This window comes from Fuscovulum ytuae (assembly GCF_029953595.1).
Lineage (GTDB): Bacteria > Pseudomonadota > Alphaproteobacteria > Rhodobacterales > Rhodobacteraceae > Paragemmobacter > Paragemmobacter ytuae.
In genome coordinates this window covers 3086213-3112250 of record NZ_CP124535.1, presented here as the reverse complement: position 1 = coordinate 3112250, position 26038 = coordinate 3086213, and the positions used below count along the sequence as shown (strand labels likewise).

At 61.3% G+C, this 26038-nt stretch carries 24 protein-coding genes and 1 other RNA gene; 14 read left to right on the top strand and 11 right to left on the bottom strand.

The annotated features are described in order from the left end of the window. Positions 1-50 precede the first annotated feature (50 nt). The gene (locus QF092_RS15015; RefSeq protein ID WP_281465049.1) at positions 51-575 is read right to left on the bottom strand and encodes a c-type cytochrome; all 525 of its coding nucleotides are present in this window, start codon (positions 573-575) and stop codon (positions 51-53) included. Positions 576-700: 125 nt separating this feature from the next. On the opposite strand from QF092_RS15015, the gene QF092_RS15010 reads away from it, so the two are divergent. Continuing rightward, entirely contained in the window at positions 701-1534 is an 834-nt protein-coding gene (locus tag QF092_RS15010) for a prephenate dehydratase (RefSeq protein WP_281465047.1), read from the top strand. A 27-nt stretch (positions 1535-1561) separates the two neighbouring features. On the opposite strand, the gene QF092_RS15005 is transcribed toward QF092_RS15010, so the two are convergent. Then, positions 1562-2035 (bottom strand): SRPBCC family protein, encoded by a 474-nt coding sequence (locus tag QF092_RS15005; protein ID WP_281465045.1) that lies wholly within the window; start codon positions 2033-2035, stop codon positions 1562-1564. A gap of 82 nt (positions 2036-2117) precedes the next feature. Beyond that, positions 2118-3071 (bottom strand): NAD(+) diphosphatase, encoded by a 954-nt coding sequence (gene nudC, locus QF092_RS15000; RefSeq protein ID WP_281465043.1) that lies wholly within the window; start codon positions 3069-3071, stop codon positions 2118-2120. 194 nt (positions 3072-3265) lie between these two features. Between nudC and QF092_RS14995 the strand changes: the two genes are divergently transcribed. Together QF092_RS14995 and QF092_RS14990 are read left to right on the top strand one after the other, a co-directional pair. Then, the gene (locus tag QF092_RS14995; RefSeq protein WP_281465041.1) at positions 3266-5113 is read left to right on the top strand and encodes a 5'-nucleotidase C-terminal domain-containing protein; all 1848 of its coding nucleotides are present in this window, start codon (positions 3266-3268) and stop codon (positions 5111-5113) included. Between the two features lie 36 nt (positions 5114-5149). Then, entirely contained in the window at positions 5150-5776 is a 627-nt protein-coding gene (locus tag QF092_RS14990) for an HAD family hydrolase (protein WP_281465039.1), read from the top strand. A gap of 219 nt (positions 5777-5995) precedes the next feature. On the opposite strand, the gene QF092_RS14985 is transcribed toward QF092_RS14990, so the two are convergent. Further along, a complete protein-coding gene (locus QF092_RS14985) occupies positions 5996-7366 on the bottom strand; it encodes a M24 family metallopeptidase (RefSeq protein WP_281465037.1) in 1371 nt (456 codons plus the stop codon). Between the two features lie 118 nt (positions 7367-7484). On the opposite strand from QF092_RS14985, the gene ffs reads away from it, so the two are divergent. The 11 genes from ffs to QF092_RS14930 all read left to right on the top strand — a co-directional run bounded on the left by ffs (position 7485) and on the right by QF092_RS14930 (position 17928). After that, positions 7485-7581: signal recognition particle sRNA small type (gene ffs, locus QF092_RS14980), an RNA gene on the top strand. A 414-nt stretch (positions 7582-7995) separates the two neighbouring features. Beyond that, on the top strand, positions 7996-8826 hold the full coding sequence (locus QF092_RS14975) for a UDP-2,3-diacylglucosamine diphosphatase (RefSeq protein WP_281465035.1): 831 nt from the start codon (positions 7996-7998) through the stop codon (positions 8824-8826). Beyond that, complete coding sequence (locus tag QF092_RS14970; protein WP_281465033.1) at positions 8823-9926, top strand: ceramide glucosyltransferase; 1104 nt, start codon at positions 8823-8825, stop codon at positions 9924-9926. Before QF092_RS14975 ends, QF092_RS14970 begins: the two co-directional genes overlap by 4 nt. A 7-nt stretch (positions 9927-9933) precedes the next feature. Further along, positions 9934-10479, top strand: coding sequence for a DedA family protein (locus QF092_RS14965; protein WP_281465031.1), 546 nt, complete (start codon positions 9934-9936; stop codon positions 10477-10479). Continuing rightward, complete coding sequence (locus QF092_RS14960; protein ID WP_281465029.1) at positions 10470-11150, top strand: glycosyltransferase family 2 protein; 681 nt, start codon at positions 10470-10472, stop codon at positions 11148-11150. Before QF092_RS14965 ends, QF092_RS14960 begins: the two co-directional genes overlap by 10 nt. Before the next feature lie 95 nt (positions 11151-11245). Next, entirely contained in the window at positions 11246-12064 is an 819-nt protein-coding gene (locus tag QF092_RS14955) for a sugar phosphate isomerase/epimerase family protein (protein WP_281465028.1), read from the top strand. 296 nt (positions 12065-12360) lie between these two features. Then, positions 12361-13692 carry an extracellular solute-binding protein gene (locus tag QF092_RS14950; protein WP_281465026.1) on the top strand — a complete coding sequence of 444 codons (1332 nt, stop codon included), beginning with the start codon at positions 12361-12363 and terminating at the stop codon, positions 13690-13692. Positions 13693-13759: 67 nt separating this feature from the next. Next, positions 13760-14641, top strand: a complete 882-nt coding sequence (locus QF092_RS14945) for an ABC transporter permease subunit (protein ID WP_281465024.1) — start codon at positions 13760-13762, stop codon at positions 14639-14641. Between the two features lie 7 nt (positions 14642-14648). Continuing rightward, a complete protein-coding gene (locus tag QF092_RS14940; RefSeq protein ID WP_281465022.1) occupies positions 14649-15578 on the top strand; it encodes an ABC transporter permease subunit in 930 nt (309 codons plus the stop codon). 7 nt (positions 15579-15585) lie between these two features. Then, a complete protein-coding gene (locus QF092_RS14935) occupies positions 15586-16701 on the top strand; it encodes an ABC transporter ATP-binding protein (protein ID WP_281465020.1) in 1116 nt (371 codons plus the stop codon). 153 nt (positions 16702-16854) lie between these two features. Beyond that, positions 16855-17928 carry a YeeE/YedE family protein gene (locus QF092_RS14930; RefSeq protein WP_281465018.1) on the top strand — a complete coding sequence of 358 codons (1074 nt, stop codon included), beginning with the start codon at positions 16855-16857 and terminating at the stop codon, positions 17926-17928. An 8-nt stretch (positions 17929-17936) separates the two neighbouring features. Here QF092_RS14930 and QF092_RS14925 read toward each other — a convergent pair whose 3' ends face one another. The 7 genes from QF092_RS14925 to soxA form a co-directional block, all read right to left on the bottom strand. After that, the gene (locus QF092_RS14925; RefSeq protein ID WP_281465016.1) at positions 17937-18842 is read right to left on the bottom strand and encodes an MBL fold metallo-hydrolase; all 906 of its coding nucleotides are present in this window, start codon (positions 18840-18842) and stop codon (positions 17937-17939) included. A gap of 89 nt (positions 18843-18931) precedes the next feature. Then, positions 18932-20197, bottom strand: a complete 1266-nt coding sequence (locus QF092_RS14920; protein WP_281465014.1) for an NAD(P)/FAD-dependent oxidoreductase — start codon at positions 20195-20197, stop codon at positions 18932-18934. Positions 20198-20260: 63 nt separating this feature from the next. Beyond that, a complete protein-coding gene (locus QF092_RS14915) occupies positions 20261-20965 on the bottom strand; it encodes a c-type cytochrome (protein WP_281465012.1) in 705 nt (234 codons plus the stop codon). Between the two features lie 5 nt (positions 20966-20970). After that, a complete protein-coding gene (locus QF092_RS14910; protein ID WP_281465010.1) occupies positions 20971-22056 on the bottom strand; it encodes a c-type cytochrome in 1086 nt (361 codons plus the stop codon). Continuing rightward, positions 22040-23335: a sulfite dehydrogenase gene (gene soxC, locus QF092_RS14905; RefSeq protein ID WP_281465008.1), complete on the bottom strand. Its 1296-nt coding sequence runs from the start codon at positions 23333-23335 to the stop codon at positions 22040-22042. The genes QF092_RS14910 and soxC overlap by 17 nt, the downstream gene beginning before the upstream one ends. A gap of 25 nt (positions 23336-23360) precedes the next feature. Continuing rightward, positions 23361-25055, bottom strand: a complete 1695-nt coding sequence (gene soxB / locus QF092_RS14900; protein ID WP_281465006.1) for a thiosulfohydrolase SoxB — start codon at positions 25053-25055, stop codon at positions 23361-23363. Positions 25056-25170: 115 nt separating this feature from the next. Then, the gene (soxA, locus tag QF092_RS14895) at positions 25171-26037 is read right to left on the bottom strand and encodes a sulfur oxidation c-type cytochrome SoxA (protein WP_281465004.1); all 867 of its coding nucleotides are present in this window, start codon (positions 26035-26037) and stop codon (positions 25171-25173) included. Position 26038 lies beyond the last annotated feature (1 nt).

Below are 26038 nucleotides of genomic sequence, written 5' to 3'. Positions count from 1 at the left end.
AAGCCGCGCCCTTTCGGACGCGGCCTAAAAAATGCAGTCTGCCAGTAGTCTTACTGAACCGTCGCCAGGTAAGCGATCAGGTTGGCACGATCCTCGACCTTGGGCAGACCCGCGAAGGACATCTTGGTTCCCGGCATGTAACCTTTCGGGTTTTCAAGGAAGCCGTTCAGGTTCTCAGGCGACCAAACATCCGCCGTCAGGGCGGCCAGAGCGTCGGAATAGGCATAGCCGGCCGAGGTGCCCTTGTTCTTGTCGACGATCCCGTTCAAGTGCGGGCCAACCGCATCGGCCCCGTCCAGCTTGTGGCAGGACTTGCACTTGGCGAAGACCTTCTCGCCTGCGCCTGCATCGGCGGCGGCAAAGACTGTCGCGAAGTCAGGTGCGGCCTCTTCCGCCTCGCCAGACGCTTCCTCGGCACCGGTGTCGATGCTGTAGGCTTGCGCCATCTCTTCCCCGCCATGGCCTGAATGGCCGACATGGTAGAGCGATTCCGCACCCCAAGCCGCCAACAGATAGACCAGCAGCGACCCGCAGACCGCGCCGGTCGCCTTGGTCATCGTCATCGTATCGAACATCTCGCGCGTTCCCTTGGCACTCTGTTTGCGCGGGTATGTATCCGCTTCCCCCCCCGGGTTTCAAGGTGTAGTAGCGCGACCAATCGCCCCTATTGCGGGGTAATTGAAGGCAAAGGCCGCAGGATATGACAGGACGCATCGCATTCCAGGGGGAACCGGGGGCTTATTCGCATCAGGCCTGCACGCAGGCCCGTCCGGATATGGAGGTCGTTCCTTGCCAGACATTCGAGGATGTCGTCGAACTTACCCGGTCTGGCGAGGTCGAACTTGGGATGCTGGCGGTCGAAAATTCGACCTATGGCCGGGTCGCGGATGTGCATAGCCTTTTGCCGCGCGCGGGGCTTCACATTGTGGATGAGGCCTTTGTCCGGGTGCATGTGAACCTGCTTGGCGTGAAGGGTGCAAAGCTTGAACAGATCACCGAGGCGCATGGCCATGTGGTGATCTTGCCGCAATGCGCGGGTTTCCTGAAGAAACATGACATCAAGGGCAAAGTAAGCAGCGACAATGCCCGTGCGGCGCGCGAAGTGGCCGAACGCGGCGATCCAACCCACGCGGCTTTGGCAAGCGAACTCGCTGCCGAGATCTACGGGCTCGACGTGATAGCGCGGCATATCGAGGATCAGGCGAACAATACGACCCGCTTCCTTGTCATGTCTCGCGAGGCCGATCTATCGCGGCGTGGTGCCGGGAAGATGATGACGACCTTCACCTTCCGTGTGCGCAACATCCCGGCTGCGCTTTACAAGGCGCTTGGGGGATTCGCCACGAATGGCGTGAACATGACCAAGCTTGAAAGCTATATGGTCGGCGGCAGCTTCACGGCGACGGAATTCTATGCCGATATCGAAGGCCATCCCGAGGATGACAATGTCCGCCTCGCTTTTGACGAGCTGCGCTATTTCACCTCGGCCTTCAACATTTTGGGTGTTTACCCAGCTGACCGCGAACGCGGATAAATGGCGCAAGCGTCGAATGGTCAGCCATTACAACGATGGCTGACCCGCGAAGCGCTTTTCGATATCATTCGCGATCTCAGCTATTCTTCCGTCAAAGCGTCTTTGCACACGCTTGCGCGCAAGTCGCATGGATTGGATGAACAGCCGCGCCGCGAGGGTGCGCGGCTTCAATTCGACCTGCATCAAAACTCGGGTGCGGCGCGCGGACAGTTGCACGAGATCGATATTCAGAACCCCTTCGACGGAAGGCCCATCGAAATCCAGCGTCATACCCTGCCCCGGCTCCAGCCGTTTTAGGCGAAGCTGCAACTGCCGTTCTTTGCCTCGCCATGCAAAGCGAGCTTGCCAAGTCATGCCCGGGCCAGCTGCACGCAGCTTGTCAGTGCGGTTTACTTCCGCGCCGCGCCGCATGGCAGAGCGTTCCCACCCTTCGAAATCGCTGAATGCAGCAAAGACGAAGGCAATAGGCGCCCCGATATCCGTTCGACCGCTGATCTTCATTCCTGTCCTGACCTGCCCTTCGCAACCATTGACTCACCCATCCGGCACGCGACGCCCTGCGCCTTTGCCCGGACCGCCCAGTTTAATCAAGCCTGTCTGCAAGCCAGTTCGCAATCAGGAAATGCGCGATTGCCCCACGTCGTGCAGGCTTGATCCGCGGATGCTGCCCTGTAACCACAAGAACCATCTCTTCGCGGTTAATCCAGAGCGCATCCTCCAGCTCTTCTGGATCAATGCGGATTTCGTCGGAAAGCGCCTCGCCCGCGCAGCCAAACATAAGGCTTGAGGGAAAAGGCCAAGGCTGGCTTGCCAGATATCTGACAGCGCCGACCTGAACACCGGATTCTTCCAAAACCTCGCGACGGACGGCCGCCTCAAGCGTTTCGCCTGGTTCTATGAACCCCGCGAGAAGCGAATACATTCCTTCCGGCCAATTTCCATTTCGCCCGATCAACACGCGATTTCCCCGTGTGATCAGCATGATGACCACTGGATCAGTGCGCGGGAAGTGATGGGCACCGCAGGCAGGGCAATTCTTTTGCCACCCCCCCATAGCGCTATGCGATTCCGCACCGCAGGCTGCGCAAAATCCGTGGGATCGATGCCAATGCAAGACGGCCTTGGCCGTGGCGGCCAGTTCGGCATCGCGCGCCGTCAGTGCCGTCATCACGCCGCGCAATTCAAGAAAGCTATGATCATCGGAAAGCGACGGATGCCGCTGTGCGGACGGATCGAAAAACCCTTGTTCCACCGCCTCGGCCCCAGCTTCGGGCGACCAATCAGAGATATCGGCGGCAAATCGGGGAACCCCCTCATCCAACCCAAGAAAGACGATTTCGCCAGAATGCGCCAGAACCGGGCTGTTCGGTGCCATCCAAGCCAGCCTTTCGCCTGACTGGAAAAGCGGTTTACCGCGCCAGATAGGCAGCACGGTCCCTGACTCGCGTAGCTTGGCAAGTTGCGCAGGGTCTGCCCGAAGATGGGCGGCGCGATCCAGCGCCGATCCGCCGAATGTCACCGTTTCCGCGTTGCGCATGGCCCATCCTTTGTTTCTATCGCGCCTCCATGCCACGCCGGATTTCGCAAGGCAAATGCGCGCATCACCCATTGGCCAAGGGCATCACGTTCAGCAGCCCTTGACTCGACGGGCAAACAGATCACAGTTGTAATCTGAAGTTGACACACAACCTGTCCGCTTTTTGGTTCGTAGCGATTTTCGGGATTGGTCAGTTGTCCCAGATTCATGCCACGCTTCGTCTTCTTGCGACGACAGACCTGCATGCGCATGCGCTAGGTTGGGATTATCGCCGCGACCAGCCGCAAAGCGGGCTGGGCCTTGCAGCCCTTGCCGACAAAATCGAAACGGCGCGGGCGGGATGCCCGAATACCCTTCTTCTTGACAATGGGGATTTTCTACACGGCAGCGCCTTGGGCGACTGGGCCGCCGAAGAGGGCGCAGGACAGCCCCATCCGATGATCGCGGCGATGAACGCGCTGGGATATGACGCAGCGACTTTGGGCAATCACGAATTCAGCAGGGGACTGGATGTTTTGGAACGGGCGCTGGATGAAGCGCAGTTTCCCATGGTTTCGGCAAATCTCTATGCGCTGGACGGACGACGCTTTGTGCAAAGCGGCATCCTGATCGAACGCGAGATACGCGATGACAGGGGCCAAGTGCATCGGTTGCGGATCGGGATTACAGGGATCGCCCCGCCACAGACGGCAATCTGGGAAAACGCACGGATCGGCGGGCGGATCGGGGTAAGCGACCCTATTCCCGCCGCGACCGAGGCCGTCACGGACTTGCGCCGCAAGGGGGCAGATGTGGTTGTTCTGTTGGCCCATACTGGGCTGGGCGAGGCGGCAGAGCAGCCCTTGATGGAACATGCCGCGCACCCACTTGCCCGACTCTCAGGCGCGGATGCCATCATCCTTGGTCACGAACATGCTGTTTTTCCCCAGCATTCTGGCCCAGACCAGACCCTTCTGCATGGCCGCCCTGCCGTCATGCCCGGTTTTCACGGATCACATCTGGGCAAAATCGACCTCGACTTGGTCGATGAAGGTGGCCGGTGGGTGGTGCGGCCAAGCGATGTGGCGGTCTTTCCTACGGCCGAGGCCGATAGCCCCCGATTGGACCGGGCGGAACGGAAGGTAACGGAAAGCGCGCATGTGTTCGGCCTTTCCGAGGTCTGTGAGCAGGCCCATAGGGCAACGCGGCGCTGGCTTGGGAAGGCCGTCGGGGAAACGCCGTATCGTCTGCACAGCTATTTTGACCTTGTCTCTCCCAGCCTTGCCTTGCGCACGGTCGCGGCAGCCCAGGCCGATTATGTGCGGCGGAGATTGGCAGGGGGGGCCTTTGCCGGGTTGCCGATCCTTTCGACCACATCCCCGTTCCGGACCGGAGGGCGCGGAGGATCGACAGAGTTCACGGATATCCCGGCCGGGCCCCTGTCCTTGCGCCACTTGGTCGATCTTTGCCCCCATCCCGACACGGTCGTCGCCCTTGCCATCACCGGAGCGGAACTGTCTGCTTGGCTTGAACGAGCAGCGATCCTTTTCACCCAGATCAGACCGGGACTGCATCAGCAAAGCCTAATCCGAAAGGATGTGCCGGGTTTCGACCTGATGATGATTGACGGAATTTCCCATACGGTCGACGTCGCCGCACCGGCACGATTCCTGCCAACGGGTTCTATCGCAAAGGGAAATTCGCACCGCATCGGGCCGCTGCGGCGCCAGGGGAAGCGCATTTCCCCTGATGAGACGTTCATTCTTGTCACAAACAGCTTTCGTGCGGCAGGCAGCGGCGGCTTTCCCGCCTGCCGGCCCGATCGCGTCTTGCTGGACGATGGCGTAGAAACACGGACCACGGTGATGGAGTTTCTGGCCCGTGGCGGCCAGGTGGCGCCCGTGGCCACGGAGGGGTGGCGGTTCAGGCCGATGGGCGGGACGTCGGTGGAGATAGAGACAGGGATGGGGGCAATGGGGTGTTTGGCGGATATCGCCCATCTGTCGCCCGAATTTCTGGGGGTGGCGGAACGGGGGATGGCGCGCTTCCGTCTGCGGCTGTGATGGGATAAGGCCGCAGGGGAACGGCTGGAGGTTCCCATGTTCGACGCGGTCTTCTTCGATCTGGACGGCACCCTTGTGGATACAGAGCGCCTTGCACTGGTCACGGGGATCGAGGCTTTTGCCGCCGTCGGCCATGCCGTCGATGCGGCCTTCATGCACCGTCTTGTCGGCAAGGCCGAACCGCAGGCCGCCCAGATCATCCGTGAGACGCTGCCGGGGATTGACCTTCAGGCCTTTCATGCCGAGTGGCGCAAAGCCTTTGACGGTGGCCTTCATACAGGGCTGGACCTGAAGGCCGGGGCGGTGGAACTACTTGAAATCCTTCAACATCCCCTTGGCCTTGTCACATCGACGGGCCGCGAGGGCGCGCATCACAAGCTGGGTCTTGCGGGGATCGCGCATCATTTCCGCACCGTCGTGACCTTTGATGATGTTAGGCAGCCGAAGCCCGCGCCAGAGCCCTATCTGTTGGCGGCAGAGCGGCTGGGGGTGGACCCGGCGCGCTGTCTTGTCTTTGAAGACAGCGATGTGGGGGCAGAGGCCGCGCATCGGGCGGGTTGCGTGGTGGTGCAGGTGCCAGACGTGGCCCCGACAGAGGGGCGATATGCGCGGCATGTCGCGGCGGATTTGTTGGCGGGGGCGCGGGCGGCGGGCGTGATTTGACGGCCAAGCCTTTGCGAACGCTGCATTAATTCGAAGAAATCCCCGGAATCCTTTGTGCCCTGTTTTGTGCAGCAAACTGTGGTCACGCCCTGTGCAGCAAGAATTCGGCAATCTTTGCTGTTAACCACGATTTCGACTCACTTCCTTGCCAAAGGATGAAGGCTAGGCCGCACCAATGAAGCAAAGCTGAACAAGCCGCGCCCGTTCGCGCCACCCTGTTCAGACAACCATCACCTGCGCCGGGTCCAGAAGCCATGGCGCGATGATCCCGCAGGTATCGGCAAGGGGAAGCAGGGTTTCGGGGCAGTCCATGCCGATCACCTCACGCAGGAACCTTGCGCGGGCCTCGCAGCGGGCGGCAACCTCGGGGAAGTTGCGCGCCAGCGTTTCGCGCAAGGTGGCATCGGCGATGACATAGCCATCTTCCATCCGGGTGGAGCCATAGAGGGGATGGCCCGGGATCACATCCATCTGCATCGCCATGCCGGATGCGACCGGAATGTCCGACCCCGCGTAGATCGGCGAAGAGAGCCATTCATCCAGCCCGATCAGATGGCCGGGATTGAGCGTAATGCCGAAAGTCGCCGCGGGCAGGCGGGTCTGGATCATGTCCCATACCGCATGGCCGGGGACGCCTGGGCGCATCAGCGCGCACCAGTCGGACATGGCCTGCATATAGGGCTGAACGAAGGCTTCCAGATAATCCTGCGCCGGGATGGGCAGATCAGCCGCCCCCCGCGCCACCCATCCGGCGCGGCAGATATTGGCGCCCCAGTGACAGATGTTGAAGGAGAGGGGCGAGCCAAGCGCCAAGCGCTGCCCCGTCGGGCCGGACAGGCCCTGCGCGGCGCGGCCTCCCGTAGCGAAGGTGACATGGCAGCCAAGGGGCAGGCCGCCGATACGCGCGGTCTCGACCGCGGCGAAGTCGGTCTGGCCGTCGCGGAAACCCTGCACCATACGGCGAAGGGCGGCGGCGGCCATATGATTGGCGAATTCCAACCGCGCGATTTCGGCGGCATCCACACGGGCGCGCAGGCCATGGGCGGGGTGCATCAGAAGGTCGGTGGCGTTTTCCACCCGTGCCGCATGGCGGCGCAGCGGATCGGCAAGAAAAGCGGGGATGTCGAGCGTGGTGGCGGGATCGTCCACTTCATCCGGGCCGAACCATTTCCAGCCGATGGCACCGATGGTGCCTTTCGGCAGTGCCTCGACCAGAAGATCGGCAAGCCTTGCCGTGCCGCGCGGTTGGGACGGAAGCGAAAGGCTCGCGCAATGCGCGCTACGGATCATGCCTGCCGCGACGAGGGGCGAGGTTTCGGTATAGGGCAGGCATTCGTTCCCGGCGAGGAGCAGGGCATCGGTCGCGGTGACGATCAGGACCGCCTCTTCGAAGCGGGGGTCAAAGCCCGTAATCCAGTGCAGATTGGCGGCATGCTCGCGGTCGCCGTAGATGACCAGCGCCTCATAGCCCCGCTTGTCAGCGGCGGCGCGCAGGGCCGCAAGGCGCGCGGTCAATTCCGGCAGGGAGAGCGGCGGTGGCAGATCGGGCGTACCGTGTTCAGGCCAGTCGATGCGGATTGTGCCGGGCATGCGCGTTTCCCCCCGTTGCTGTGGCAAGGTTAGACGACCGGGCCGATCCAGACCACAAGATTGACACAAGGCGGCAGGGCGCTTGCGAATCCGGGGCCGCGGGCCTATATGCAGCGTCGAGAGGTTGGCGCGGGCGAGCGCCTCGCCAACCCGGTCAGGTCCGGAAGGAAGCAGCCGTAACGAGCCCCGCTTGGGTCGTTGTCCAGCCTCTCACCTTTTCCCCTTCATGCCGTTGCGATGCAGGAAACGCCTTCCGGGCAAGGGGTAAGTGCGGTTTGACCAGCTTTTGTGAAGACGCGCATCGACGGCGGATAATGCATATTGGCCAGCAGTATGCGGTCGTCTAATCGCCCCGTGTTGGAAACTGAAATCCTTATAGACAAAGGAAAATCAGGGCGGTCGCGCCGTTGCAGACCGACTTTGCCAAGTGGGCCGCCAGCCTAGCGGAACGAGTGTCGATACCTGTTTCAGCTGCGGTCGAACGAAATGGGCGAAAGATCAACAGGTTTAAGCCTTCGCCTGCCGCATCGTGGTTACGTCCCGCAACTTCGCAAAAGTGAGACATAGCCGACATTCTGCCGTCACCGTCTGCGGAGAGTCTCGCGCTAACTCAATGAGGAGTGGCGCGCATGGAACCATGTCACCTCGGGCGAGCGCAGGGCCAACGGCATCGTGCCCTTTTTCTTTCCGACCTCCACCTTGGCGCCTTGGGCGGGCGGGCCGATTTGGTCGCGGGCTTTCTTGAAGCGCATAGCGCTGACACGATCTTCCTTGTTGGCGATATATTCGACATATGGCACCCACTGGTCTTGCGCTGGGGCACGGCCGAACGGCGGGTTGTCGAACTCTTGCGGCAGCGCGCCGAAGAGGGCAGCCGGTTGGTTTACCTTCGCGGCAACCATGATGCGCCTTATATGTCTGCGCGCTGCAAATCGGGGCTTGCCGGCGAAATCGAACTGCCTGTCGCGCCGAGTGACCATGCCATCCATGCGACGGGGGACGGGCGGCGCCTTTTGGTGATCCATGGCGATGTCTGTGATGCGCGCCCTTTGCGTTTTCACCTTTTGACGCGGCTTGGATCGCGGTTGGATAGCCTGCTGCTTTTGCTCGACAGCGGGCTTAGGCGGTTGCGCTTTGCCTTTGGGCCGCATGGGCGTGGGCCACTGAAACTCATGCTCTCCGCCGTCAACGACCTGATCTACTGCAACAGGGCGCATGAGCGCCGATTGGTGGCCTTGGCGCGCGCGCAAGGCTTGGACGGGGTGGTCTGCGGACATTTCCACATCGCCGCGCTGCATGAAGAGCACGGGCCGCTTTATGTGAATTGCGGGGATTGGGTGGACAGTTTCACCGCCGTTGTCGAGACGTGGGACGGTCGGCTGCAACTTCTTGGGGCCGCGGTCGAGGCGGGGGCGGCATCCCCGATCCATGAACAACTCCCTGCCGGAGATGTGGCATGATGGAGGCGCTGCTTGGGGTATTTGTCGTGGCGATGGCGGCCATGCATCTCTTGTCCTGCCTGCTCGTGGCGCGGCGCAAGGGGCGGGTGGATGGCGCGGTGGATCGGACGGTCTTTGTCACGTTGTTGCGGCCGGTCTGCGGGGTGGATCGGTTTGACGAAACGACGTTGGAAACATCGTTCCACCTGCATTGGCCACGATACGAGGTGATCTTCTGCGCCGGACACGAAGATGACCCTGCGATCCCGCTTGTCAGGGCGCTGATCGCGCGAAATCCGAACATTCCTGCCCGCCTCTTGATTGGCGAGGACAGGGTTTCGGGAAATCCGAAGTTGAACAATCTGGTCAAGGGCTGGCGCGCTGCGGCAGGCGACCGGGTGGTGATGGCGGATTCGAACCTGCTTTTGCCGCCGGACTATATCGACCGCTTGATGGCCGTTGATGCCGCCGATGTGGGCCTTGTGACTTCGCCCCCTATTGGCACGATGGCAGAGGGTTTTTGGGGCGCGTTGGAGATCGCGTTCCTGAACGGCAATCAGGCGCGACTTCAACTTGCTGCGGATGAACTTGGCCACGGCTTTGCGCAGGGCAAGACACTGATGTGGGCCCCTGCCTTTCTGGATGCCCATGGCGGGTTGCGGGCGCTGGGACGCAATCTGGCCGAGGACGTGGCGGCGACAAAGCTGGTCCGCAACGCTGGGCGGCATGTGCGCCTGACGCATCTGCCCTTTGCCCAACCCATCGGACGGCGAGACCTGCGCACGGTTTGGGGGCGGCAATTGCGCTGGTCCAAGGTGCGGCGGGATGGGTTTGCCGCCCTTTTTCTGGCGGAACCCTTGAATGGTGCGCTTTTCCCGGTTCTTGCCGCGACAGTCGCGGTCGGGCCTTGGGGTGGTGCGGTGGTGGCAACCTTGTTCTACGGGTCGGAACTGATCTTCTGCCGTGTAATGGGTTGGCCAGTCAGGCCATTGTCGCTGCTGGCGATGGTGCTGCGTGATGCGATGATCCCGGTGCTGTGGCTGGCCACGTTCCGCGGGCGCGGCATCGTCTGGAGGGGAACCACGATGGCCCCACCGCAGACCGCCGATCAAACCGGGTAGCCGCAGCATGGAAGGGTTGCAATCGGCCCTTGCCGATCATGGTATGCTGATCCTGTTCTTGCTTGCCCTGATCGAAGGCCCGCTTGTTGTTCTGGCGGCCACGGCGCTGGCCCAGATGGGGGCGGCCGACATTCGCATCGTCTGGGCGGTGGCGGTGCTGGCCGATCTGGCAGGCGATATGCTTCTTTATGCGTTTGGCCGCTGCGCGCCGGGCCTTTTGCCCCCGCGCCTTCGCCCGCAATTGGTGCGGCAGAAGGCGGTCGCGCTGTTCCGGCAGCGTGGTTCCCAACTGCTGCTTGCGGCGAAACTGACGCATTTCGCGGGATTGCCGACGCTGATTTCCGCAGGCTTTGGCCGCATGTCCCTTCTGCCCTTTCTGGTTTGGACTTTGATTGGAACCGTGCTGAAAGTATCCATCATCATCCTGATCGGCTGGCATTTCTGGCGGGCGATTGGCGCGGGTGACATGACCGAAGCTGTCACCGTGCTGATTGTCCTTTGCGTATGTTGCGCGCTGGTCTTCGCCGTGATGCAGGTGCGGCGATGGATATGACCGTTACCTGCATCATTCCGGCATGGAACGAGGCCGCGCGTCTGCCCCGGGTTCTTGGAGCGGTTCTGCATCATGCTTGGGTGGATGAGGTGCTGGTCGTCGATGACGGATCAACCGACCAAACGGCCAAGGTTGCGCGCGACTTGGGCGCGCGTGTCCTGACGCTGGTTTCGAATGGCGGGAAATCGGCAGCTGTCGCGGCGGGTCTTGGAGAGGCGCGGGGAAGGATCGTCCTGCTACTTGATGCCGATTTGCAGGGACTGAGCGCGCGGCATGTCACAGACCTGCTGATGCCCCTGCGAACGGGCCTTGCGGATGCCACGATTAGCCTGCGCGCGAATGCCCCCCGGCCATGGCGGCTGATCGGGATCGATTACATCTCTGGCGAAAGGGCGATGTTCATCGACACGATCCGCCCTTATCTGGGAGAGGTGGCCAAACTGCGCGGCTTCGGGCTTGAGGTGTTTCTGAACCGCCTTTGGCTGCGCCAGCGGCACAGGATCGCCATTGTTCCCCTTGCGGGAGTGGACAGCCCGTCGAAAATGCAAAAGCGGGGCTGGCTGCGTGGGATGGTTGATGACATGCGCATGCTGCGCGACATCTTTCGCACCGTCGGTATCGCCACGATCCTGTGGCAGATCATGGGCCTGAGATCCGCCCGCATCAGGTGACCGACACATAAGTTTTGGGCAGTGGTTACCGGGCAAATACCTTGAGGTTACAAGCTTGGCGGAAGGTGCAGGGGCTTATCACGGCGGAGAGTCCCATGCCCACACGTCCCATCCTTGGCGCAGCCCTTGATCATGCCAACCTTGCCGCACATCGCGACTGGCTTCTTGAAGCGCCGCGCGACCTTGAATTGCAGGCCTTCGTCAATGCCGAGGTTCTGGATGGCGACTGGAGCGGGCTGGCCGCCGAAACGATGCAGCTTCTTGATGGGCATAAGGGGCGGCGTGGCATCCATGGGCCGTTCTGGGGATTTTCGATTGCCTCTTACGAACCCGAGGTACGCCGCATCGTGACCCGGCGCTTTCATCAGGCGCTGGATGTCTGTGCCGCCGTAGAGGGCACGCATGTCGTGATCCACTCCCCCTTTACGACATGGGGCTACAACCACCGGGGTCTTTACCCAGCTGATGCGGACCGAATGCTGGAGGCGGCAAGCGATACGCTGGAACCGGTTCTGTCGCGGGCGGCAGATATGGGTGTGACCTTCATGGTTGAAAACATTGAGGATATCGAACCCCAAGATCGCGCGCAGCTTTGCAACGCGCTGGGATGGAGGGCGCTGGAACTTTCCGTCGATACGGGACATGCGCATTACGCACATGTTTCAACCGGGGCGCCGCCGGTCGATTTCTTCATCCGCGCGGCGGGGGCGCGGCTTGGCCATATCCATCTTCAGGATGCCGACGGCTATGCCGACCGCCATTGGCAGATCGGTCATGGCACAATCCTCTGGCCTTCGGTTTTTGCCGCGATTGCCGAAACCGGTGCCAACCCGCGACTTATTCTTGAATTGCGCGATAAAGCGGGGGTGATCCCGTCCGCACGCCATCTTGCAGCGCTGGGACTGGCCGAGTGATCGATCCGGTCTTCATCGCCTTGCAGGTCCGGGAGCGCGGCGCCTTTGGCCGGGCGAACACAAGGCTGGGCGCTGGGGTGCAGCAGATGAAACGCAGGGCGCACTGCGTCGCCTAAATGGTCAAAATCAGATGTAGGATCGCGTCCGCCCCGCCCGGCGGGCGCCGTCCATATTAAAAATAAGTAATTGTTATTGTTATAAAATTTTAAATATTCCGTTGTGAGGTCGTCACCGAATCCCCTCATACCTTCGCCGCGCTGCGATGTCCGCAGTTCAAACCAACGGAGACAGGGACGATGACCCAGAAGCTTGCAACTGCTGCCCTGCTGGCGCTGGCCGCCACTGCCGGGTCGGCCTCGGCCGAGAAGATTAAGTTTGAATACTGGTATGGCCTGACCGGCGACCTTGGCGCTGTCGTGGCCGAGACCTGCAACCGCTTTAACGCCGCGCAGGATCAGTATGAAGCGGTTTGCGTCGGCCAAGACGGTTATGAAAAGGCCGTGCAGAATGCCATTGCTGCCTTTCGCGCGCAGAAACACCCGACGCTTCTGCAATCTTTCGATGCGGGCACAGCCGACCTGATGCTGTCCGGCGAATTCTATCCGGTCCACAAACTGATGCAGGATACGGGTGTGACCGTGGACTGGGCCGATTACTTCCCCGGCATCGCCAATTACTACTCTGCCTCTACCGGTGAGTTTTTCTCGATGCCGTGGAACTCTTCCACGCCAGTTTACTACTTCAACAAGGCGCATTTCGAGAAGGCAGGCATCACCGAGGCACCGATCACTTGGGAAGGCATGGAAGAAGCCTTCAAGGCGCTGAAAGCATCCGGTCAAGCCTGTGGTTTCGCCTATGCGCCGTCATCTTGGATCGATCTCGAACAGTTCTCGATGGCCCATAACGTTCCCGTCGCGTCGAATGACAATGGCTATACCGGCCTTGATACGGAACTGCTGTTCAACACCACGCTGCATCTGAAGCATATGGAAAACATCCAGCGCTGGATCAGCGAAGGCTATGCTGCCATCCGCACCCAAGCCGCCGGCAAGACCGCCCGTGACAGCTTTGTCGAAGGCGAATGCTCTATCTTCTTCTCGTCGATCGCGGACCATAACACGATCCACAAGATCGCGCCTGAGGGGCTGAGCTGGGATGTCCAGATCATCCCGACCTATGAAGAGGCCGAGCGTCACAACACCGTCGTCGGTGGGGCGTCGTTGTGGGTGCTGTCGGGGAAAACCGACGATGAATACAAGGCCGCGGCGGCCTATCTGGCCTTTATTGCGACCAAGCCGGAGCAACAGTTCCTGCTGGAAAACAGCGGCTATATCCCGGTGACCAAGTCCACCTACGATGCGCTGGTCGCCGAAGGGTTCTATGCCAAGGAACCCTATATCAACCGCGATATCGCGATGAAATCGCTGACTTGGACGGAACCCACCAACCTGACCAAGGGTCTGCGCTTGGGCGGAATGATCCAGATCCGGTCTGAATGGACAGCCGAGGTCGAGGCTGCGCTGGCCGGGCAGAAATCGATGAAAGAGGCACTGGATACGGCTGCCGCGCGCGGCAACGAAATCCTCGCCCGTTTTGCCAAGACTTACGAAGGCAAGATGTTCCCCTGATAGGGCCTTCGTCGGCGCAGCGGCCCACAGTCGCTGCGTCACAGCTTCCACTTCGGAGGACAACGCCATGCGTCGCGCCCATTTCAAGACCAGCTGGATCGTCGCCGCCCTTCTTGCGCCGCAGCTTCTGGTGATCTTCATCTTCTTCTATTGGCCATCGGCGCAGGCTCTTTATTGGGCCTTCACCCTTGAGCAGCCTTGGGGCGGCGGCAATACATGGGTCGGCTTCGACAATTTTCGCGCTGTTTTGTCCGATCCGTATTACTGGGGCTCTGTCCGCGTCTCGGTGATCTTTGCCCTTGCCACGACTGCGCTTGCCATGGGCATGGCGCTTACCCTTGCGCTTTTCGTTGATCGCCAACTTGCGGGCTACAAGGTGTTTCGCGTGGGTCTGATCTGGCCCTATGCCGTGGCCGCCCCAGCCGTGGGCCTTGCCTTCCAGTTCGTCTTCAATCCGGGGGCGGGGATTTTTTCCTATATCAACACGCTTTCGCCCGGCCTTTGGGACCCGTCGCGCTATCCCGCGCAAGCCGTTCTTACCATCATCATCGCCGGCGCATGGAAACAGGTGGCCTACAGCTTCATCTTCTTCCTTGCGGCGCTGCAATCCATCCCGCGCAGCCTGACCGAGGCCGCTGCGATGGATGGCGCACGCCCGATGCGCCGGATGATCGATCTGCAATTGCCCCTGCTGACACCGACCATCTTCTTTCTGATCGTGATCAACATCACCGACAGCTTCACCGACAGCTTCGGCATCGTCGATACCCTGACCGGAGGTGGGCCGTTCCGCGCCACCGACCTGATGGTCTACAAGATCTATTCCGACGGGTTCCGGGGCTTTGACTATTCCGGGGCCGCCGCGCAATCCATCATCCTGATGCTTCTCGTCATGGCGCTGACCTTCGTGCAGTTCCGCTATGTCGAAAAGCGCGTCCATTACAGCTGAGGGCGCCATGATCGAACGCACCCCGATCCTGAACTTTCTGACCCATCTTATCCTGATTTCGGGTCTGGTGATCATCCTGATCCCCATCTGGCTGGCCTTCGTTGCCGCGACCCACACATTGCAGGCGGTCAACAGCGCACCGATAGAGTTCTGGCCGGGTGACCAGTTCTTCATGAACCTGCGCGAGGCATGGACCCAATCAGATTTTGGCCCGAAATTCATCAATACGATGATCGTGGCCACCGGTGTGGTGGTCGGAAAAATCACGCTGGCCTGCATCACGGCCTTCGCCATCGTCTTTTTCAACTTCCGTGGCCGTATGGTGATCTTCTGGATGATTTTCATCACGCTGATGCTGCCGCTTGAGGTGCGGATCGTCCCGACCTATGCGGTGGCGGCCAATGCGCTTTCCCCATTTCAGACCATTCTGGATGCAACCGGGATAAGCGGCGTGATCGCCGCCCTGTCCGGCGTGCAGATCAGCCTCGAATGGAACCTGCTTAACTCTTATACCGGTCTGATCCTGCCGCTGGTCGCGACGGCGACCGGCACCTTCCTTTACCGGCAGTTTTTTCTGACGATCCCTGATGATCTGGTCGAAGCGGCGCGGATGGATGGCGCGGGACCTCTCCGCTTTCTCTGGGATGTGCTGATCCCCTTGTCGCGCACCAATATCGCGGCACTGGCTACGATCATGTTCGTCTATGCGTGGAACCAGTATCTGTGGCCGCTGCTGATCATCACCGACCGGACGAATTACGGGATGGTCGTGGTGCAACTTTCCGACCTTGTTCCCGATCAGCTTTCCACCGGCGGCGGGACACCGACATGGCACCTTGCAATGGCGGCGACCTTGGTCGTCATGCTTCCCCCCGTGGCCGTCGTTATCCTGATGCAGCGCTGGTTCGTGCGCGGCCTGATCAACACCGACAAGTGAGGCAGAAATGGCCGAAATCCATATCCGCAACGCCGCCAAAACCTATGGCCAGACCACAATCTTGCAGGGCATCGACCTGCATATCGCCAATGGGGAATTCGTGGTGATCCTTGGCCCGTCCGGCTGCGGCAAATCCTCGCTTTTGCGCATGATTGCAGGGCTTGAAGACATCAGCGCAGGCGAGATCGTGATCGGCGGGATCGTGGTGAATGATCTAGAACCGCGGGAACGGGGATGCGCGATGGTGTTTCAAAACTATGCGCTTTATCCGCATATGACGGTGGCCGAAAACATCGGTTATGCCCTGAAGGTCGCCGGTGTGCCAAAGGTGGAACGGGCGGCGCGCGTGCAGGCCACGGCGCAATCCGTGGGCCTTGGCGATTATCTGGACCGCCGGCCGGGGCAATTGTCTGGTGGACAACGCCAGCGCGTCGCCATGGCGCGAGCGATCATCCGTCAGCCGAGGGTTTTTCTCTTTGACGAGCCGCTTTCCAACCTTGACGCCAAACTGCGGATGCAGATGCGTCACGAAATCCGTCGCATCCATAACCAAGTTGGCGCGACAAGCATCTTCGTTACGCATGATCAGCACGAGGGCATGACGCTTGCCGATCGGTTGGTCGTGATGAACAAAGGGTGTATTGAACAGATCGGCACACCGCGGGAAATCTATGACCACCCCGCATCGCTTTATGTGGCGGGTTTCATCGGCAGCCCCCCCATGAACTTCCTTCCGGGGCATTACAGCAAAGCCCGCCGGGGCGTCCTGCTGGAAAACGGATCGCTTATCCCCGTCAATGACGCGCTCGCCCTTGAAGATGACGAGATGGTGCAAATTGGCTTTCGGCCTGAACAGACGCTCCTGCTTGGTCCCGGTCAGGGGGATTTCGATGCCACGGTGGAAATGGTTGAGGAACTGGGGGCCTCTCGTCTGTGTCATCTTCTGTTTGAAGATATTCCTGTCGCCGTCCTAACCGACGAACGCCCCAGCTTTTTGGCCGGTGCCCGTGTCGGCCTGCGCATCGCAGTCGAGCATATGCATTTCTTCGAAGTGGCGTCGGGCCGACGTGTCGGGCAAAAGACGATGGGGCCGCAGGCCCCTAAGGTTTTGTCATCGGTCTAGTTTGCCGAAACGCCTTTGGCCTGCGCGGCGGTTCGTTCAGACTGCGCAAGGTGCGGCGGGGTGCGTTCATGATTCAGATCATGGCACGGGGGATGCTTCTTGGCTTGAAGTGACAAAGACCGTCATTCGCCAGCCAGGGGCCGATCGCTGATCATGGAATTGTCTTTTCTGCTAGACCGTTTTTCAGAACCCGTGCTGTTGGCAGGCTTTGGCCTATTCGTTGGCGTCGTATTCGGACTGTCAGCGCAGCGATCTTCATTTTGCTTGCGGGCGGCGACGGTGGAATTCGCCCGTGGGCAGCTTGGCCCAAGGATGGCGGTCTGGCTTTTGACCTTTTCCACTGCCGTGATCTGGGTTCAGGGGGCGCGTCTGGCCGGGCTGTTTCGCCCTGACGAGGCGCGGATGATGGCGGTGGCCGGATCATGGTCGGGGGCGATCATCGGCGGGTTGATGTTTGGGGCGGGTATGGTGCTTGCGCGCGGCTGTTCCGGGCGTCTGCTCGTGCTGGCGGCGACGGGAAATCTGCGGTCGGTCGTTTCGGGCCTTGTTTTTGCCGTGACAGCGCAGATGGCGCTGCATGGCTGGCTTGCCCCGCTGCGCGGTTGGCTTGCCGGGTTGTGGACGACGCCGGAGGGGCGGAATATCGACCTGATGGGGGCGCTTGCCCTGCCCGATACCGCGGGCCTGACGCTGGGCCTTGCGCTTGCGGCGCTGGCGCTGTGGCTGGCGATGCGCAACGCGATCGGCTGGTCGGTTCTGGTCTTTGCCTCGGGCGTGGGTTTTGCCGTGGCGCTGGGCTGGGTTCTGACCTTTTCCCTATCGCAACAGGCCTTTGATCCGGTCAGCATCACCTCGGCCACTTTTTCCGGCCCATCGGCAAATACGCTTATGTTCTTTTTGACCGAAGGCGCGGTGTTGGATTTCGACATCGGGCTGGTGCCGGGGGTGTTTTTAGGGGCCTTCCTTGGCGCGGCGGCGAAGGGAGAGTTGCGGCTTCAGGGATTTGACGGCGAAAGCCAGATGCGCCGTTCGCTGGGCGGCGCGGTGCTGATGGGCTTTGGTGCGATGCTGGCGGGGGGATGTGCCATCGGGGCGGGTGTCACGGGCGGGTCGATTTTCGTTGCAACCGCTTGGCTTGCGCTTTTGTGCATGTGGATCGGCGCGGTGGCGACCGATTTTCTGGTGGATCAGGCAGGGCGTGGGGTGATGGCCGGGGCGCAGAACTGACGAGGGTGTCACATCTCGGAAAAGCGGAAGCCGGTCGCGGCCTGTTCTACGCGCCCGATGCCGCCGCCGGGAAGGTGATAGCCGATCATCGGCATCCCTTCTGCAGCCAGCCGTTCCAAAAGCGCCACGCGCGTCGTCGCGGCCATATCGGCATCCTGATCAGAGCCAGAGGCCCAGTCGGGCCGTTCAAAGGCCACATGATGATTGCCGATTGCATCGCCCACCACCATCGCGGCGGCGGAGCCGATCTCATAGGCCAGATGCCCCGGCGTATGCCCCGGTGTCAGGCGGGCGGTGATGCCGGGCAGTACCTCTTCTCCATCTCCGACAAGACGGACGGTATCGGCGATGACGGCAAGCCGCCGCGCGGCACCCACAGCAAAACTCGCGCGCGCCTCGCCGATGCTGTTCACGGTGTCGGGGTCAGTCCAATAATCGAATTCCGCCTGCCCCATCACGAATTCCGCCGCAGGGAAGACCGGTTCGTCGAATTCATCCAGAAGGCCCCAGAGGTGATCAGGATGGCCATGGGTGAAAAGGACATGGGTCACCTCCTCCACCCCGATGCCAAGCGCATCCATCGCCTCGGCCAATTTGCCAGCGCTTGGCTGGAAATCCGGGCCGGAGCCTACATCTAACAGCACTGTCCGCGTCCCGTCGCGCAGAAGCGTCACATTGCAGGGGGGGGTCAGTTGATCCGTTGGCAGACCGTATCGGGCGACAATCTCGGCCACCTCATCCTGAGGCATTCCGCCGAGGATGAAGTCGCCGGGCAGGACAAGCGAACCGTCGGAAAGCGTGTCGATCTGGACATCGCCCAATGTAAGCGTCGATCCGGCCCAAAGCCGCGCGGGCAGCAGCGTGGCGGCAGCGGCAAGGGGGGCGGTGGTAAGGATGTGGCGGCGTGTCAGCATGGCGCGGTCCTTCGGGGCGTTCTTCGGGGCGGTCCTTCAAAGTGCGGGCACCCCTTGGCTGGGATGCCCGCCAGTCAGGGAGGATAGGGTTAGCCGAACATGTCGGCGGTAATCCCGGCATACCAGCCGAGGGATTCCTCATAGGTTGCCTTGCGAAGGGCGGCGTCTTCGCCAGTTGCACTGATGAAACTATCCACGGAGGCGATCTTTTCAGGCGTCGGTTCGTAGGACGCCCCGACCTTTACCCCGTCGTCGGGCGCAATCAGAGACCAGCAGGTGTTCGTGTATTTCGCGGGGAAGGCCTTTGACCCGGTCAGGTCGGCACGGATGGTCATGGCCGCAACCTTGGCTTGGCTGTTTGCGGCGAAGCCGGATTTTGGCATATCGCCCTGCGCGCTGGAATCGCCAAGGACAAAGACATTGTCATCTGCCTTGGATTTCATGCTGTCGGGATGCACGGGGGCCCAACCGCTTTCATCCGTGACACCCGCGGTCTGTGCGATGGCGCCAGCCATCTGGCCGGGGATCACGTTGCAGCAATCGACCTTCTGCACTTCACCATCGACCACGATTTCCATCGTTTCGGGCCGCACTTCGACGGCGCCGCCGCCGAATTCAGGGCCGATCCATTCGACCATTCCATCGTAATGGCGGCCCCAGCCTTCTTCGAACAGCGCCTGCTTCGAATACTTCTCCTTGGGGTCAAGGATCAGGATCTTGGCCGTCGGGTTCTTTTGTTTCAGGAGATGGGCCACCATGCTGATGCGTTCATAGGGGCCGGGCGGGCAGCGATAGGGGTTCGGCGGGGCGATCATGGCGAAGGTGCCGCCTTCGGGCATCGCTTCGACCATCGATTTCAGAAGCTGGGTCTGCGGCCCGGCCTTATAGGCATGGGGCATGATTTCGGCGTGCATATCGGCCGACCAGCCGGGAACGGACCCATCCCGGAAATCGATCCCCGGGGACAGGACCAGACGGTCATAGGCCAAGACCTGACCTCCTGCCAAGGTCACCGTCCGCGCCGCACGATCGACGCCCGTCGCCCGGTCATTGATGACGGTCACGCCACCTGCGGCCACCTTGTCATAACCGTGCTGGAGGCTTTCGAATTCGCGGAAGCCGCCAAGGTACAGGTTAGAGAAGAAGCAGGTCGTGTAGATCGGGTTCGCCTCGACCAGCGTGACATCCAGCGCGCCATCGCTGTCCTTTGCCAGATAGCGCGCGACGGTCGCACCGCCTGCGCCGCCACCGATCACCACCACACGGGGCTTGGCTTGTCCGAAAACCACCGGAGCAGAAAGCATGGCCCCTGCTGCAAATGTTGACCCAATGAAAAGCCGTCTGTTCAGTTGCATCCGCGTTTCCTCCCTTGAAATCGATTGGATCGGATGCGGTTTTCCCCGCATCTCAGGTCTTGTTCACTTGAGCGTTGCGAAATAGGCGGCCAGCGCCGCGATTTCGTCATTTGACAGGCGGCCCGCCATCATCTGCATCACTGGATGCGGGCGGAGCCTGTCTTTGTAGGCATGCATGGCGACGACGAAATCTTCTTCCGGCCAGCCGGTTACGGAAGGGATGCCCTGATCCGATCCGTCGACCTGATGGCAGGTCGTGCATTCCGACGAGAGATACTCGCCGTAATCCGGATCGCCCTGAATGGCGAGGATGGCGGGATCAACGGCATGATCGGTCATGATCGCGGTCGGTTCGGCCTCGGGGATGTCGCGTGGCCTGTCGGACCATTCGCGCAGGAAGGCCAGAAGCGCGCTCCGCGCATCCGGATCGGCCATGCCGCGGTAGTTCATCCGGGTGCCGGACACCAAGGCCTTGGGATTGTGGATATAGGCATCCAGCGTCTCAAGCGTCCAGGTCAGTCCATCCGCCCCCATGCGCGACATGGATTTGGAATAGGTGAACCCCTCCAACGTCCCAGCGCGCCGCCCGAAAAGGCCGTTCAGACGGGGGCCTATGCGATTTTCGGCCCCTTCGCCGATCTGGTGGCAGGCGGAGCATTGCTTTTTGAACAGGTCTTCCCCGCGCGTTGCATCACCGATTTCGGCGGCTTGCGCGGGCAGGGCCGCTGCGCCGATCAGGACCAGAACGGCAAGAAGGCGGCCCGGCATCCCCATCACTCGGCGAAGGTCGCGAGATAGGCGATGATCGCCGCACGCTCTTCGGGCTTCTTGAGGCCTGCGAAGGTCATCTTGGTGCCCTTCATGAAACCCTTGGGGTTTTCAAGGAAAGCGTGCAGGCTGGCGTCATCCCAGATCAGCCCGGCGGCGGCCATTTCGGCGAGCGGTTTGGAATATTTGAACCCATCCACCGTGCCTGCCGCCCGATTGACGACGCCGTTCAGTTGCGGGCCGGTGGCGTTCTTGGCGCCATCCCCAACCTTGTGGCAGGCGGCGCATTTCTTGAAGGCCTTCTCGCCCGCCTCGATCAGAGCGAGGTCGATGGTGGCTGTTTCGGCTGCGGGTTCTTCGGGCTCTGCCTCGGCTGTGGCCTCCATGACCACCGCTTCGCTTTCCACCGCGACCGCCGCGCGCAGGTCGGGCAAGCTGCCTGCCGGCCGGCCGTCGGGGTCTTGTGGCGTGACGTTCAGGTCGACGGCGCGTTTGGTGACTTGGGCCGTGCCTTCGGCACAGGCCGCCATGCAGGGTTCGGCTGTGAACTGGGGGTATTCCGTTTCAGGGCGGTCATCGGGATAGAAGCCGCCATTATTGGGCAGGACGATTTCGGTGAAATTCTCATTCGACAGGACGAAGTCATCCTCGACCAGACCGTTGGAGTAGAGAAGGAAAGCCGTGATCGCATAGGTTTCATCCACGCTGACCGTCTGGGCCGACCCGAAAGGCATGGAGCGGTGGACATAGTCCCAGACTGTGGAGAGATGCGGCCAATAGCTGCCAATGGTTTTGACCGGGCGGCGGTCGGTGAGCGAACCCTCGCCCCCTGCAAGCACGGGCCAACTGTCCAGACCTTCGGCGAATTCGCCATGGCACGAGGCGCATTTGTCGGCAAAGACCTCTTCGCCCGTCAGCACGTCGCCAGATCCGGGCTTGAGCCCCTGCCCATCGGGCAACACCGCCACATCCCATGCGGCAATTTCTTCGGGAAGGGCGGCACGGCCCAGTCCAAGCGGTTCGGCCATTACGGGCGCGGCGGTCAGGGCAAGGGCACCGGCGGCCAGAAGAAGGTTACGCGATTTCGACATTCTCGACCTCCCCATCCGCCTTGACCCACCAGGTCTGGATGCCGTTGTTGTGATAGACATTGTTCAGGCCGCGGATGTCGCGCAGGGCCTGTTTGGTGGGTTGAACATAGCCTGTCTCATCCACCGCGCGGGATTGCAGGAAGAGTTCGGACCCGTCCCAATCGATATCCAGATGGAAGCGCGTCAGCGCCTTCTTCTTGGCATCGCCCGAAATGCGGGCGGTCTGCCAGTTGCGCCCGCCATCCAGCGATACGTCCACGCGGGTTATTGCGCCATGGCCCGACCATGCCAGACCGGTAATGACGAGTGGTCCCTTGCCGTGACGGATCGGCACCTGCGGGCTGGGCGAGGTTATGACGGATTTGGCATCCATCACCCATGTCCATTTCCGCGCCCGGCCATCGGGCATCAGGTCGGTGTATTTCGACGTTTCCTCCCGGCTTTCCACCGCGCGGTCATAGACCCCGATCCGGCGCAGCCATTTCACCCACATATTGCCTTCCCAGCCCGGCACGACCAGCCGGACGGGATAGCCATGTTCCTTGCGCAGCGCCTCGCCATTGGCGAAGAAGGCGACCATTACGTCATCAAGCGCCTTTTCCATCGGGATGGACCGGCCGTTTGATGAGGCATCCGCCCCTTCGACATAGACCCACTTCCCTTCGGTCTGCACCCCGGCCTCGGCCAGAAGGTCACGCAGCATGACGCCAGTATATTCCATGTTGTGGATCATGCCTTGGGTGAATTGGCAGCCTTCAAGCTGTGCCCCACCCCATTCCATGCCGCCATTGGCCGCGCATTCGCAGAAGGCTGTCATCACATGGCGGGGAAAACGGGTCAGGTCTTCGTAGGTAAAGACCAGCGGGCGATCCACCAGCCCGTTGATCATCAGCCGATAGTCCTGCTTGGACAGTTCAATCGCGCCGGAATGGTGCCGTTCGAAGGCGCAGCCCTGCGGCGTGATTGTGCCTTCCAGCGCGTGGATCGGAGTGAAGTTGATCGACGATACGGGGCTTTCGGTCAGCCATTCCACATTGCGACGGGTGACATGGGATTCAAAGCGGATCGGCATCCCATAGGGCGTCGCATCCACCGCATCCCCAAAGGCGGAAGCCCAATCCTGCACTTCTGTGATCAGGGGGTCCGGCCCTTCGGCGCGGGCCGCACCCGCCCCGGCCACCAGCCCTGCCCCGGCCAATGCCGTGCCGCGCAGGAAACCCCGGCGCGAAGGTCCGGGTTGTTCGGTTTTCGTATCAGTCGTCATGCGTTCCTCGGCCATCGGCGCACGGTCCTCTTCTGTCTTTTCAAATCCCGGTCACCTGGACCGGCGCGCGCGGGTCCAGACTGACGGTGCCAAGTTTGCGGATATGGGATTCCACCACATCCCAGATCTGCGGGCCTTCGGTGCCTTCGTTCACGCTGGCCCAGCCTGCGACGGTGTAGGATTTCGCAGCCTCAATAGCCTCACCGGTATCGGTGAGGGTCAGGTTCCCGATCCGCTTGCCGATGTCTTGCGATACGTCGATGGAGAACCCAAGGCCCCCCACCCGGACCATATCGCCGCCTTGCTGGTAATAGGGATCGGGGTTGAACAGGTTGTCGGCCACGTCTTCCAAAATGGTAAGCAGGGTTTCGCCCGTCATCTCGGTCCGGTAGCAGGCGCCGTAGGTCATCGAAGTGACGTTGTGGATATCCTCGCGCGTGATCGCATCGCCGGGCATGAGAGAGGCCCCCCAGCGCACGCCGGGCGACATGGCGATCTGGGCGTCACGTTCCGACCGGATCGCATCGCAGATCAGGTCGTCCCATGTGCCCTGAAAATTCCCGCGGCGATAAAGCAGGCTTTCGGTCGTGCCGATCTTTTCTTCCAACTGATCCTTGAAGGGCGCGCGTTCGGTATCGATCAGCGCCGCCATATCGGCATCGGGCGCGATGACATCGGCGAAGATCGGGATCAGCTTGTGCCGGAACCCCATCATCCGCCCATCGCGTACATCCAGATCAAGGCGGCTGACAAATTTTCCGTGGCTGCCGCTGGCGATCAGGATCGTTTCACCCACAAGGACCGGTTCCGGGATGGCGTCATGGGTATGGCCCGTCAGGATCACGTCGATCCCTTGCACGCGGCCGGCCATCTTGCGATCGACGTCAAAGCCATTGTGGGACAGGCAAACCACCAGATCGACGCCCGCAGCGCGGACCTCGTCGACCATTTCCTGCATCCGCTCCTCGCGGATGCCAAAGCTGTATTCGGGGAACATCCATTTCGGGTTCGCGATGGGAAGATAGGGGAAAGCCTGCCCGATCACCGCGATCCGCACGCCGCCGCGTTCAAAGATCGTGTAGGGTTCGAAGGCGGGTTCGTCCCATTCCGCATCGAAGATATTCGCGCCGAGGAAGGGGAAGTTGAGCTGGGTTTCGACGATCTCTTTCACCCGCTCGGTGCCAAGCGTCCATTCCCAATGGCTGGTCATCGCCTCGACCCCCAGCGCGTTCATGACGTTGACCACGTCCTGCCCTTTGGTCAGGAAACTGGTCATCGAGCCGTGCCATGTATCCCCGCCGTCAAGGATAAGCGCTTCGGGGCGCGCGGCGCGGATCGATTTCACCACCGTGGCCACCCTGTCCATCCCGCCCATGCGACCATAGGCCTTGCCCAGCGCGGTGAAGTCTTCGTAAGTCAGGGCATAGGCCTCGGGCGAGGCGGGGGTCAGGTTGAACATGTCGATGAAGGCGCGGCCCACGACATGGGGCGGTTTCCCCTTGGCATCGCCCACGCCGATATTCCATTCAGGTTCGCGGAACCAAATCGGCCGCATCTGCGCGTGGATGTCGGTAATATGGACAAGGGTGACATTGCCGAAATCATCAAAAGCCAGGAGTTGATCCTGAGTCAGCGCTTGCTGCGCGGCCAGTTTCGACCAGTTGCCGAAGCCCGACACCCCAACGATGGCCGAAGCCGCCACCGAAGCCTGAAGGAATTCGCGCCGCGTGATCATTCGCCTGTCTCCTTTGGGCAAAGCCCTGCCAACCGCGCCGATGGCGCGCCCTGTTGGCCCCTTTTCTTCGTGATGATCCCGCCCCGCGCGTGCCGTCGGGGCGGGTCTTTCGGTCCTAGTGCCGGACGCCGACACCTTCGATGGCCAGCCCGTTGCCGCGCGACGCGACATAGAGTTCCAGCGCCTTGAATTCCGGCGATCCGGCCTTGAAGGTTTCAGCCCGGGTGTCGCGGACGCAGCCCACGAAACGCTGCTGCGCCGACACAAGGCCTGCATCTTTCAGGCGGTAGACCGGGAAGCCGCTCAGTTGCCCTTGGCTAAGATGGTCAGCCCGGATCATCTGTCCGGCCTGATCCTGATGGCAGTTCACGCAGCCCATTTCCAACTGACCAAAACGGGTGTGGTAGATTTCCTTGCCCTTTTCCCAGAAGGAGGCCGCGGGTCCGTCAATCGCGACATTCACGATCTCGCCGCGCGACTGCATGGAAATCAGCGCCAGCATGTCCTTCATCTTGTCCGAGGTGGTGCCCCAAGCCTCAAGGCCCATGCGCTCGGTCACGCATTCGTTGATGTAATCCTCCATGATCATCAACTCGCCCGTGGCAGCGTCGACGCGCGGCGTTACGGCGCGCAGGCCCTTCATGCTGTCAGGGCCTTCGTGGCAACCAGCGCAGCTTTCGCCCTTGGCCCCCATTTCCTTGTTCCAAGCGTCAAGGCCACGGTCGACAAAGACCATGCCCGGATTGTCGAAATCATCGCGCTGGAGATCGCGGGTTTCGGCCTCGCGGTAGTGCCAGCCGGACCAGATCGTGTCGACCGCGTCCTTCAGGTGGTCCGGCGCAGGGGCCGACGTGACCAGTTCGATGGCACCGTCATCGGTTTCGACGACGAGGCTGTCCTCAACTGGATCGGCAAAGGCAGTGCCCGAAAGGGCAATGCCAAGGGCCGTGGCGGCCAGAATTCTTGTGATGTCGTTGCGCATG

What these genes read in the sequence shown, in the direction of transcription:
- QF092_RS14940 (WP_281465022.1), top strand. Translation starts at nt 14,649, where the DNA reads ATGATCGAACGCACCCCGATCCTGAACTTTCTGACCCATCTTATCCTG.
- QF092_RS15005 (WP_281465045.1), bottom strand. Translation starts at nt 2,035, where the DNA reads ATGAAGATCAGCGGTCGAACGGATATCGGGGCGCCTATTGCCTTCGTC.
- soxB (WP_281465006.1), bottom strand. Translation starts at nt 25,055, where the DNA reads ATGATCACGCGGCGCGAATTCCTTCAGGCTTCGGTGGCGGCTTCGGCC.
- QF092_RS14910 (WP_281465010.1), bottom strand. Translation starts at nt 22,056, where the DNA reads ATGTCGAAATCGCGTAACCTTCTTCTGGCCGCCGGTGCCCTTGCCCTG.
- QF092_RS14925 (WP_281465016.1), bottom strand. Translation starts at nt 18,842, where the DNA reads ATGCTGACACGCCGCCACATCCTTACCACCGCCCCCCTTGCCGCTGCC.
- QF092_RS15015 (WP_281465049.1), bottom strand. Translation starts at nt 575, where the DNA reads ATGTTCGATACGATGACGATGACCAAGGCGACCGGCGCGGTCTGCGGG.
- QF092_RS14960 (WP_281465029.1), top strand. Translation starts at nt 10,470, where the DNA reads ATGGATATGACCGTTACCTGCATCATTCCGGCATGGAACGAGGCCGCG.
- QF092_RS14920 (WP_281465014.1), bottom strand. Translation starts at nt 20,197, where the DNA reads ATGCAACTGAACAGACGGCTTTTCATTGGGTCAACATTTGCAGCAGGG.
- QF092_RS14970 (WP_281465033.1), top strand. Translation starts at nt 8,823, where the DNA reads ATGATGGAGGCGCTGCTTGGGGTATTTGTCGTGGCGATGGCGGCCATG.
- QF092_RS14915 (WP_281465012.1), bottom strand. Translation starts at nt 20,965, where the DNA reads ATGCCGGGCCGCCTTCTTGCCGTTCTGGTCCTGATCGGCGCAGCGGCC.
- QF092_RS14955 (WP_281465028.1), top strand. Translation starts at nt 11,246, where the DNA reads ATGCCCACACGTCCCATCCTTGGCGCAGCCCTTGATCATGCCAACCTT.
- QF092_RS14975 (WP_281465035.1), top strand. Translation starts at nt 7,996, where the DNA reads ATGGAACCATGTCACCTCGGGCGAGCGCAGGGCCAACGGCATCGTGCC.
- QF092_RS14965 (WP_281465031.1), top strand. Translation starts at nt 9,934, where the DNA reads ATGGAAGGGTTGCAATCGGCCCTTGCCGATCATGGTATGCTGATCCTG.
- soxC (WP_281465008.1), bottom strand. Translation starts at nt 23,335, where the DNA reads ATGGCCGAGGAACGCATGACGACTGATACGAAAACCGAACAACCCGGA.
- QF092_RS14935 (WP_281465020.1), top strand. Translation starts at nt 15,586, where the DNA reads ATGGCCGAAATCCATATCCGCAACGCCGCCAAAACCTATGGCCAGACC.
- QF092_RS14950 (WP_281465026.1), top strand. Translation starts at nt 12,361, where the DNA reads ATGACCCAGAAGCTTGCAACTGCTGCCCTGCTGGCGCTGGCCGCCACT.
- QF092_RS14945 (WP_281465024.1), top strand. Translation starts at nt 13,760, where the DNA reads ATGCGTCGCGCCCATTTCAAGACCAGCTGGATCGTCGCCGCCCTTCTT.
- QF092_RS14930 (WP_281465018.1), top strand. Translation starts at nt 16,855, where the DNA reads ATGGAATTGTCTTTTCTGCTAGACCGTTTTTCAGAACCCGTGCTGTTG.
- QF092_RS15010 (WP_281465047.1), top strand. Translation starts at nt 701, where the DNA reads ATGACAGGACGCATCGCATTCCAGGGGGAACCGGGGGCTTATTCGCAT.
- QF092_RS14985 (WP_281465037.1), bottom strand. Translation starts at nt 7,366, where the DNA reads ATGCCCGGCACAATCCGCATCGACTGGCCTGAACACGGTACGCCCGAT.
- QF092_RS14990 (WP_281465039.1), top strand. Translation starts at nt 5,150, where the DNA reads ATGTTCGACGCGGTCTTCTTCGATCTGGACGGCACCCTTGTGGATACA.
- soxA (WP_281465004.1), bottom strand. Translation starts at nt 26,037, where the DNA reads ATGCGCAACGACATCACAAGAATTCTGGCCGCCACGGCCCTTGGCATT.
- nudC (WP_281465043.1), bottom strand. Translation starts at nt 3,071, where the DNA reads ATGCGCAACGCGGAAACGGTGACATTCGGCGGATCGGCGCTGGATCGC.